Raw genomic sequence first — 8,780 nt, forward strand, 5'->3', positions numbered from 1 at the left:
CCTGGCTTGCTTCGTGGCCGCAAGGCGCTACGCCTAGGACCAACCTCGCAAAGCGGCGTCCACGACGGCGTTCACGGTGTCGCGTCCCAGGTGGTTCCCGACGAAGAAGCGCTCGAAGAACAGCGGCCCGGCGGTGGCCATGGCGAATGTCTCGGGGGTGACGTCGGGCCGGAGCTGGCCGCGCTCGACGGCTGTGGTAACCGCGGGGCGCAGGGCGTCGGCGATCTGGTTCAGCAGTGACTCCCGGAGGCGGCGCATACCTTCGTCGTGCCGTGAGCCTCCGAGGACCGCGGCAAGGACGGCCCCCGATTGCTCGTCGTCCCAACGCTCGGCGAGCACCTTCAGACGGTAAATGAGCTCCGCTCGCGGATCGTTGCCCGAAGCGGCCCGAAGCTCCTCGGGTACCGGAGGGAGAGGGGGCATGCCGGCCTCCAGCGCGGCCAGGCGGAGGTCGAGAAGGCTCGGCCAGTGCCGGTAGACGGTTGCCCTGCCGACGCCGGCACGAGTCGCAACCGTTTGATGTGTCACGGCCTCCAGCCCACCTTCCGTGAGCAACGCGGTGGCCGCCGCGACCATGGCCTGACGACTGCGCAATAGACGCGGATCTGTTCGATCTTCCACCTGGTACACCTTCCGCTGATAGAACCCGAGTCGCAGCCACTATGGGACATCCATTGAGCAGGTGAGGGGAGCCGCAAGGACCCTGTTCGCCCCCTCGAAGGTGGGCCCTCAAAGCACTGCTTGTCCCACTACATGTGCACGACAGGTGCGGCGTTCTCGTTCTGCTGGGGCACACCCCGGCGGTAGAGCAGGGCGGTGACGACCAGGCCGGTGACGAAGACGGCCGCCGACCACCAGTAGGCCGTGGAATAGCCCTCCAGGCCGGCCTGAGCCAGCACGCCGGGGTTCTTGGGATTGCGGCCGAAGAGGTAGCCGGTGGCTGCGCCGGAGGCCATCGTGCTGAGCAAGGCGATGCCGATGGAGCCGCCCACCTGCTGAAGCGTGTTGACAGCGGCCGACGCAACGCTGGCATCGGCGGCCGCCACCCCGGAGGTCGCCAGGCTCATGGCGGGCGCGATGACCGTGCCCAGCCCGATGCCGACGAGTACCAGCTGGGGCAGTACCTGCGTCACGTATCCGCTGTTCAGGTCCAGCGTGGTCATCCAGATCAGCCCGGCGGCCGCAATGGCCATGCCCAGCGGGACCACCGGCTTCGGTCCTATGCGCGCCACCAGGACATTGTTGGCCACAGCGGAGGCGGACGACGAGGCCACGATCATGGGCAGGAAGGCGAAGCCGGTGTTCAGAGCGCTGTAGCCGAGGCTCTGCTGCAGGTAGTAGGTCAGGAAGAGGAACACGCCGAACATGCCCGCGCCGGTGACGAAGAGGGCGGCGAAGGAGGCACCGCGGTTGCGGTCCAGCAGGACCCGCAGGGGCAGCAGCGGAGACGCCGCCCTGGTCTGCCACCACACGAAGGCGGCAACCAGTACGGCTCCGGCCGCCAGCATGCCCCACGTCGCCGACGAGCCCCAGCCGTGCGTCTCGGCGTTCGAGAACCCGTAGACCAGGCAGAACAGGCCGATGGAGGCCAGCAGAGTGCCGGGGACGTCGAGCTTGGAGGTCGTGTCACGCGGGGTGCGGTGCAGCAGAGCGGCCCCGCCGGCGAACGCCACCACCGCGAAGATCACGTTGACGTACATGGTCCAGCGCCAGTCCAGGTACTCGGTCAGCACGCCGCCGAGGATCAGGCCGATGGCTCCGCCGGCACCGGCGACCGATCCCGCGACGGTGAAGGCCTTCGCCCGCTCGCGCGGATCGGTGAAGGTGGTCATCAGGACCGACAGGGCCGACGGGGCCAGCAGGGCGGCGAACAGACCTTGGACGGCGCGCGCGATGACGAGCACGGCGAAACCGTTCGCCGCACCTCCCACCATGGAAGCGGCCGCGAAGCCGGCCAGCCCCACCAGGAAGGTGACCTTCTGCCCGACCAGGTCCGCGACCCTGCCGCCGAGCAGCAGCAGACTGCCGAAGGCCAGCGCATAGGCGGTGACCACCCACTGCCGGTCGCTGTCCGAGAAGCCCAGGTCGTGCTGGGCGGACGGCAGGGCGATGTTCACGATGGTGCCGTCGAGGACGCCCATCAGCATCGACAGGGAAATGACCAACAGAATCCACCAGCGACGCCGGTGCGACAGGTCGGGCACATTCTCAGCTGCGGTCCCGGCGCCGCAAGCAGCGACGGTGGCGTTCTGGGACATGGGGGCAGCCCTCCGGACAGCGAATGGGGGATGGAGGAAGAGAAAAAAGAACGGATCGAGAGATCGGGGAGGTCTCATCCGGTACGGGGCGCCACTTCGCGCTCACGGGCGGGAGCACTCGACGACGTAGCCGCCTCGGTGAACGGATGACGCGGGTGATTCAGCTCGACGAGGCCGACGGTCTCCCCCCTCAGGAGAGAGACCAAGAACAAGCCAACGACCATGGTCATTTCACGGTTCAGCGTCGGCATACGGCTGCCGTGTAGGGGCTGGATGTGGAACCACCCCGCCGGGCGGTCTCACCCGATGTGACGGGGCGGCTCCCGTGTGTTGCAGCCTGATATCGCCCGACTGCGGGCGCGCCTCAGGCGCCGGCGCCCGGGGCGCAGCGTCTCAGGCTGACTGGCTCAATGGCCGGCGTGCCGGCCGTCACGACCGGCGGTGAGGCGGCCTTCCAGGCCCATGATCAGCGTGTCCATCACGAGACGGAACATGTAGTCCTGGTCAGGACCTTCAGGGGCCGCACTCGTAGAGCCAGGGGCTGCGTCGGCCCCGTCTTCGCCGGCTTCAGGGCCATGGGACTTGAGGGTCGACCACTGGTGGAGTGCGCCGTTCAGTTCTGCGGTGAGGACACCGATGACGACGGCGACCATCAGCGCGGCGATCTCCGAGACCTCTGACTGCGGCACACCGGCAGCGGCCACGATGGCGGTGAGGGCGGTCCAGAACGGGTCGTTGGGCTGGATGAAGTCGGGCTGGTGGCTGAAGGAGTAGGCCAGCAGCTTGGGGTGACGGTGCGCCAGGGTCCGGAAGTCCGTGGCGAGCAGGCGGATCCGCTCCTGCCAGGGCGCGTCCTCCAGTGTCACGGTGCGGAACTGCGCTCCGACCATTCTCGTCACGCCGCGCAGCACGGCTTCCTTGTTCGGCACGTGGTGGTACAGCGACATCGGGTTCGCGTCGAGCGCGGTGGCGAGTTTGCGCATGGTGAGCGCCTCGACCCCGTCCTCGTCGATGAGCCGCAGGGCGGCGGCATAGATCCCGGCCTCCGTCAGAGGCACGTCTCTCTTCCTCGTTCCCCGCGGGGGGCGTCTCACCTTCTTTTCCATACCTCGTACGATACCAGTTCCGTACATAGTATGGAAATGAGCTTCACCACAGCCCCACCTGGAGACCCGGGGTTGCACTCCCCTTTCCGTACCGCGTATGGTTCCAATTCCATACGGCGTATGTTTTCCGCTACGGCGCCGCGGCATCGACCTACGCAGCGCGCCCTTGCCCATCCCCCTCCACGCAGAGGAGCAAGCCATGACCACGCAGCCCGAGACCGACCTGCGTCCCATCCGGTCCCCGCGCGGGGTCCCCCTGCTCGGCAACACGCCGCAGATCCCCGACACCAACCCGTTCGAGTACTTCGCCGAACTGTCCAAGCAGTTCCCCGAGGGCATCTACGGCATGGACATCGCCGGCATCGAGCAGGTCTTCGTCTATGACCCGGACCTGGTGGCCGAGGTCAGCGACGAGACGCGGTTCTTCAAGCAGATCGACAAGACGCCGCTGGCCCATGTCCGGGACTACTTGAACGCGGGCCTGTTCACCGCGCACCAGCACGAAGAGGAATGGGGCAGGGCGCACCGGATCCTGCTGCCGGCCTTCAGCCAGCGGGCCATGAAGGGTTACTACGGGCAGATGCTGGAGATCGCCCAGAACCTGGCGGGCAAGTGGGAGCGCCGGGAGGGGAAGCGGGTCAAGATCACCGACGACTACACCCGGCTGACGCTGGACACGATCGCCCTGTCGGGGTTCGGCTACCGGTTCGACTCCTTCGACAAGGAGGAGCTGCACCCCTTCCTCAACGCGCTGCTGGAGACGCTGATCGAGTCGCTGCGGCGCTCGCAGGAGCTGCCGATGATGACCAAGCTCCGCAAGGCGGACGACCGGAAGTACCGCGACAACATCCGGCTGATGCAAGACCTGGTCGAGAGCGTGATCAAGGAGCGCCGCGAAGGGAAGGGCGGCGGTGAGGAGGACCTGCTGGGTCTGATGCTGGAGGCCACCGACCCGGAGACCGGCAAGGCGCTGACCGACGACAACGTCCGTGACCAGGTGCTGACGTTCCTGATCGCCGGCCACGAGACCACCAGCGGTCTGCTGTCGTTCGCCACCTACTCGCTGATGCGCAACCCGCACGTGCTGGCGCAGGCCTACGCCGAGGTGGACCGGCTGATGCCCGGTGACACGGTCCCGGACTACGACACGATCATGCAGATGGACGTCATCCCGCGGATCCTGGACGAGACGCTGCGGCTGTGGGCCCCCATCCCTTTGATCGGCAAGGCGCCGCTTGAGGACACCGTCATCGGCGGCCGCTACCAGCTCAAGAAGGGCACGCGGGTCAACATCCTCGAGGGTCCCCTGCACACCCACCCCAAGGCGTGGGACCGTCCCGATGAGTTCGACATCGACCGGTGGCTGCCGGAGAACCGCGCCAAGCAGCACCCGCACGCCTACAAGCCGTTCGGCAACGGTGTGCGTGCCTGCATCGGCCGGCAGTTCGCGCTGACCGAGGCCCGCCTGGTCCTTGCGCTGGTGCTGCAGAAGTTCAAGTTCTCCGACACGGCCGACTACAAGATGGACGTCAAGGAGGCGCTGACGCGCAAGCCCGGCGACTTCGAACTGGTCGTGCGCCGCCGCAAGGAGCACGAGCGGAACGTCTTCGGTGCCGTGGACCTGAAGACAGACGACACCCAGGCCCAGGCCGCGGTCAGCGGTGTGGGTGTGAACCTGACGGTGGCGTATGGCTCCAGCCTGGGTTCGTGTGAGGACCTGGCGCGTACCATCGCCGACCGCGGTGAGCGCTCCGGGTTCGGCACCACGCTGATGAGCCTGGACGAGCTGGGTGACAACCTGCCCTCCGAGGGCCTGCTCGCCGTCGTCGCCGCCAGTTACAACGGCAAGGCTCCCGACAACGCCCAGCACTTCGACGACCTGCTCGCCTCCGGGCTGCCCGAGGGCTCTCTGTCGAACGTGCGGTTCGCGCTGCTGGGCGCCGGCAACACCCAATGGGTGGCCACCTACCAGGCCTTCCCCAAGCGGATCGAGGAAGGTCTGCTGGCCGCCGGCGCCACTCCGGTCGTCGAGCGCGGCATCGCGGACGCCGCCGGTGACTTCGACGGCATGGCCAGTCGCTGGATGGACACGCTGTGGGCCACTCTGGCCGAGGAGTACGCCGCCGACACCTCCGAGGCGAGCGGCCCGCGCTACGAGGTCCAGCTGCTCACCGAGTCCGACGTGCGCCCCGCCATCGTCTCCGAGCAGGCGTACCCGCTCACCGTGGTGGCCAACGAGGAGCTCGTGGCCGACGCGACCGGACTGTGGGACTTCCGGATCGAGCCGCCGCGCCCGTCCGCGAAGTCCATCACTTTCGAGCTGCCCGAGGGCGTCACCTACGACACCGGCAACCACCTGGCCGTCTTCGCCAAGAACGAACTCGCCCTGGTGGAGCGCGCGCTGAGGCGACTCGGCGTCGAGTACGACCAGGTGCTCCGGCTCGACCAGCCGGCCGGTGGCCGCACCCACCTGCCGGTCGGCACCCCGGTCACCGCCGGCATCCTGCTCACCGAGTTCCTGGAACTGCAGGACGTGGCCACCCGCTCCCAGATCCAGACGCTCGCCGAGTACACCGAGTGCCCGTGGACCCGGCCGCAGCTCCAGGCGTACACCGCCGACACCCAGGAGGCCGAGGAGCGCTACCAGAAGGAGATCCTCGGCAAGCGCATCTCGGTGCTGGGCCTGCTGGAGCGCTTCCCGGCCGTCGAGCTGCCGCTGGCGGTCTTCCTGGAGATGATGGGCCCCATCCGCCCGCGCTTCTACTCCATCTCCTCCGCCCCGTCGGCCAACCCGCGCCATGTGCGCCTGACCGTCGGCCTGCTGGAAGGCCCGGCCCTGTCCGGCGACGGCCAGTACCGCGGCACCTGCTCCGCCTACGTCGCCGGCCTGGAGCCCGGAGACGTCGTCTACGGCTACGTCCGCGTGCCCTCCCCGACGTTCGCCCCGCCCGCCGACCCCGCCACGCCGCTGATCCTCATCGGCCCCGGCACCGGCATCGCGCCGCTGCGCGGTTTCCTGGAGGAGCGGGCGACACAGCACGCGAACGGCACCCAGGTGGGCGCGTCGCAGGTCTTCGTCGGCTGCCGCCACCCGGAGCACGACTACTTCTACAAGCAGGAGATGCAGGACTGGGAGCAGGCCGGGATCGCGCAGATCCACACCGCCTATTCCGCGGTGACCGGCCACCCGGCCCGGTTCGTGCAGAACGCCATCGCCCATGCCGCCGACACGGTGTGGCAGGCCATCGAGGACGGCGCGTACATCTACGTCTGCGGTGACGGCCGCCGCATGGCCCCCGCCGTCCGCGAGGCACTCGCCGCCATCCACCGCCAGAAGACCGGCAGCGACGACGAGACCGCCCAGCAGTGGCTCGCCCAGCTGGAGGCGGACGAGCGCTACCAGCAGGACGTCTTCGCCTGACCGTCACAACGCCGTCAAGGCGCGCTGACCCCCAGCCTCCGGGAGGCGTGCGGACGTCCTGCCTCCCCGCACGCCTCCCGGCCCCACCAGCCATTCAGACACCCCATGGCACCCACGGCCCGAACCACCGGGCCGTGCCGCTCACAGAAAGCAGATCACCATGGACACCATGCTCGCCGGACGCTTCCACCTGGACAGCAAGAAGTTCGCCGTGGAAGAGGTCCCGATCCCCGTGCCGGGCCCGGGCGAGGTCCTCATCGAGGTCAAGGCCGCCGGCGTCTGCCTCTCCGACGTCCACCTGCTCGACGGCTCCCTCGTCCCGCTGTTCGCCACCTCCGACACCATCACCGTCGGCCACGAGGTCTCCGGGGTGATTCACACACTCGGCCCCGACCTCAGGCGCGGCCTGCCCGTCGGCACCCGCGTCACCCTGGAGGCCGGCAAGACCTGCGGCACGTGCGCCGGATGCGTGCGCCACCGCCCCTGCACCCAGATGCTCACCGCCGGCATCGACTACGACGGCGGCTGGGCCGAGTACGTGATCGCCCGCGAGGACACCCTCATCCCCATCCCCGACAGCCTCCCCTTCGACCAGGCCGCGATCATCCCCGACGCGGTCTCCACCCCCTACGCCGCCGTCGTCGCCACCGCGGGCGTCCGTGCCGCCCAGTCCGTCGGCGTCTGGGGAGTCGGCGGAGTCGGCGCGCACAACGTACGCCTCGCCCGCCTGGTCGGCGCCGCCCCGATCATCGCCGTCGACCCGCTGCCCAGCGCCCGCGAGCGCGCCCTGGCCTTCGGCGCGGACCTCGCGCTCGACCCGGCAGCCCCCGACTTCGCCGACCAGGTCCGCGCAGCCACCGGCGGACGCGGCCTGGACTTCGCCTTCGACTGCGCCGGCGTCCCCGCCGTCCGCGACCAGGCCGCCTCCGTGCTCGGCCTGGGCGGCTCCCTGATCCTGGTGGGCATCACACCCCGGCCACTGACCATCACCGAGGGCCTGACCTTCAACTACCTACAGAAGCAGGTGCGCGGCCACTACGGAGGCTTCCCCGAGTCCGTCTCCGAGCTGGTGCAGCTGACCGCGGCCGGCCGCCTCGACCTGGCCCCCTCCATCACCGACCACATCCCGCTCGTCGAGGCCGCCGACGCCGTCCACCGACTGGAGAACAAGATCGGCGACCCGATCCGCCTCATCCTCGTCCCCTGACGCCCGTCAACAGGACGACAAGCCACCCTGGGCAGGGGTGAGTGGGCGCCGGTGCGTGAGGGAGCACCGGCGCCCATGGCTTTCCGGCAGGCAGAACCCGTGGAAGGACGGAGCCGTGCAGACGACCGACACCCTGGCTCGCATCCCGCAGCACAGGGATGCTCACTCCCGTCGCAGCCGCATCCTCACCGCCGCCCGGCAGAAGCTGCGGGACGACCCCGACGCGAGCCTCGACAGCATCGCTCAGGCAGCCGGCGTCGCCCGGCGCACGCTCTACCACCACTTCTCCAGCCGTCAAGCGCTGATCGCCGAGTTGACACAGGAAGCAGCCCAGGCGCTGCAACAGGCGTTCGCCGCAACCCGTGCTCCGGGTGCCGATCCGCTGGCGGCGATGGCGCGGATGGTGCTGGCGGCGTGGGCGGTGGGCGACCAGTACTGCATGCTCATCTCTCTGGGGCGCCGCGGTGTGGGACAGGAGGCGATCCGCACCACCTTGGCGCCGGCGCGCGAAGAGGCCGTCGCTGCCCTACGGCGTGGCCAGGACGAAGGCATGTTCGCGGACCATGTCCCAGCGCCTGTCCTCGCCCGGGCGCTGGAGGCCCTGATACTGGCCCTGGCCGAGGAGAACACCGCGTCCACGTGGGCGGATCCCAGAGGTGAGGCTGCGGCGACCTCGTTCCTCGTCGCCGCCGGCGTAGCCCCGAAGGTCGCTGCGCGCCGGGTTCGGGATCTTCTGCGTGATGCAGAGGTGGGTTGACGGTCAGTCGAGGCCGGGCAGCGGGCGACGG

General features: G+C 69.1%; 6 protein-coding genes. 3 read left to right on the forward strand and 3 right to left on the reverse strand.

From position 1 onward, the window contains the following. Positions 1 to 33 precede the first annotated feature (33 nt). The 3 genes from ACH47Z_RS43780 to ACH47Z_RS43790 all read right to left on the reverse strand — a co-directional run bounded on the left by ACH47Z_RS43780 (position 34) and on the right by ACH47Z_RS43790 (position 3,316). Positions 34 to 630: a TetR/AcrR family transcriptional regulator gene (locus ACH47Z_RS43780; protein WP_399085122.1), complete on the reverse strand. Its 597-nt coding sequence runs from the start codon at positions 628 to 630 to the stop codon at positions 34 to 36. A 119-nt stretch (positions 631 to 749) separates the two neighbouring features. Continuing rightward, on the reverse strand, positions 750 to 2,258 hold the full coding sequence (locus ACH47Z_RS43785; protein ID WP_399085125.1) for an MFS transporter: 1,509 nt from the start codon (positions 2,256 to 2,258) through the stop codon (positions 750 to 752). 407 nt (positions 2,259 to 2,665) lie between these two features. Further along, positions 2,666 to 3,316, reverse strand: a complete 651-nt coding sequence (locus tag ACH47Z_RS43790; RefSeq protein WP_399085128.1) for a TetR/AcrR family transcriptional regulator — start codon at positions 3,314 to 3,316, stop codon at positions 2,666 to 2,668. A gap of 247 nt (positions 3,317 to 3,563) precedes the next feature. On the opposite strand from ACH47Z_RS43790, the gene ACH47Z_RS43795 reads away from it, so the two are divergent. From ACH47Z_RS43795 to ACH47Z_RS43805, 3 genes are all read left to right on the forward strand, one after another. Further along, positions 3,564 to 6,785: a cytochrome P450 gene (locus ACH47Z_RS43795; RefSeq protein ID WP_399085131.1), complete on the forward strand. Its 3,222-nt coding sequence runs from the start codon at positions 3,564 to 3,566 to the stop codon at positions 6,783 to 6,785. Between the two features lie 160 nt (positions 6,786 to 6,945). Next, positions 6,946 to 7,992, forward strand: a complete 1,047-nt coding sequence (locus tag ACH47Z_RS43800) for a zinc-binding dehydrogenase (RefSeq protein WP_399085134.1) — start codon at positions 6,946 to 6,948, stop codon at positions 7,990 to 7,992. A gap of 115 nt (positions 7,993 to 8,107) precedes the next feature. Then, complete coding sequence (locus tag ACH47Z_RS43805; RefSeq protein ID WP_399085137.1) at positions 8,108 to 8,749, forward strand: TetR/AcrR family transcriptional regulator; 642 nt, start codon at positions 8,108 to 8,110, stop codon at positions 8,747 to 8,749. Positions 8,750 to 8,780: the final 31 nt, after the last annotated feature.

The organism is Streptomyces sp. NPDC020192, from assembly GCF_044388685.1.
Lineage (GTDB): Bacteria > Actinomycetota > Actinomycetes > Streptomycetales > Streptomycetaceae > Streptomyces.

What these genes read in the sequence shown, in the direction of transcription:
- ACH47Z_RS43795 (WP_399085131.1), top strand. Translation starts at nt 3,564, where the DNA reads ATGACCACGCAGCCCGAGACCGACCTGCGTCCCATCCGGTCCCCGCGC.
- ACH47Z_RS43800 (WP_399085134.1), top strand. Translation starts at nt 6,946, where the DNA reads ATGGACACCATGCTCGCCGGACGCTTCCACCTGGACAGCAAGAAGTTC.
- ACH47Z_RS43785 (WP_399085125.1), bottom strand. Translation starts at nt 2,258, where the DNA reads ATGTCCCAGAACGCCACCGTCGCTGCTTGCGGCGCCGGGACCGCAGCT.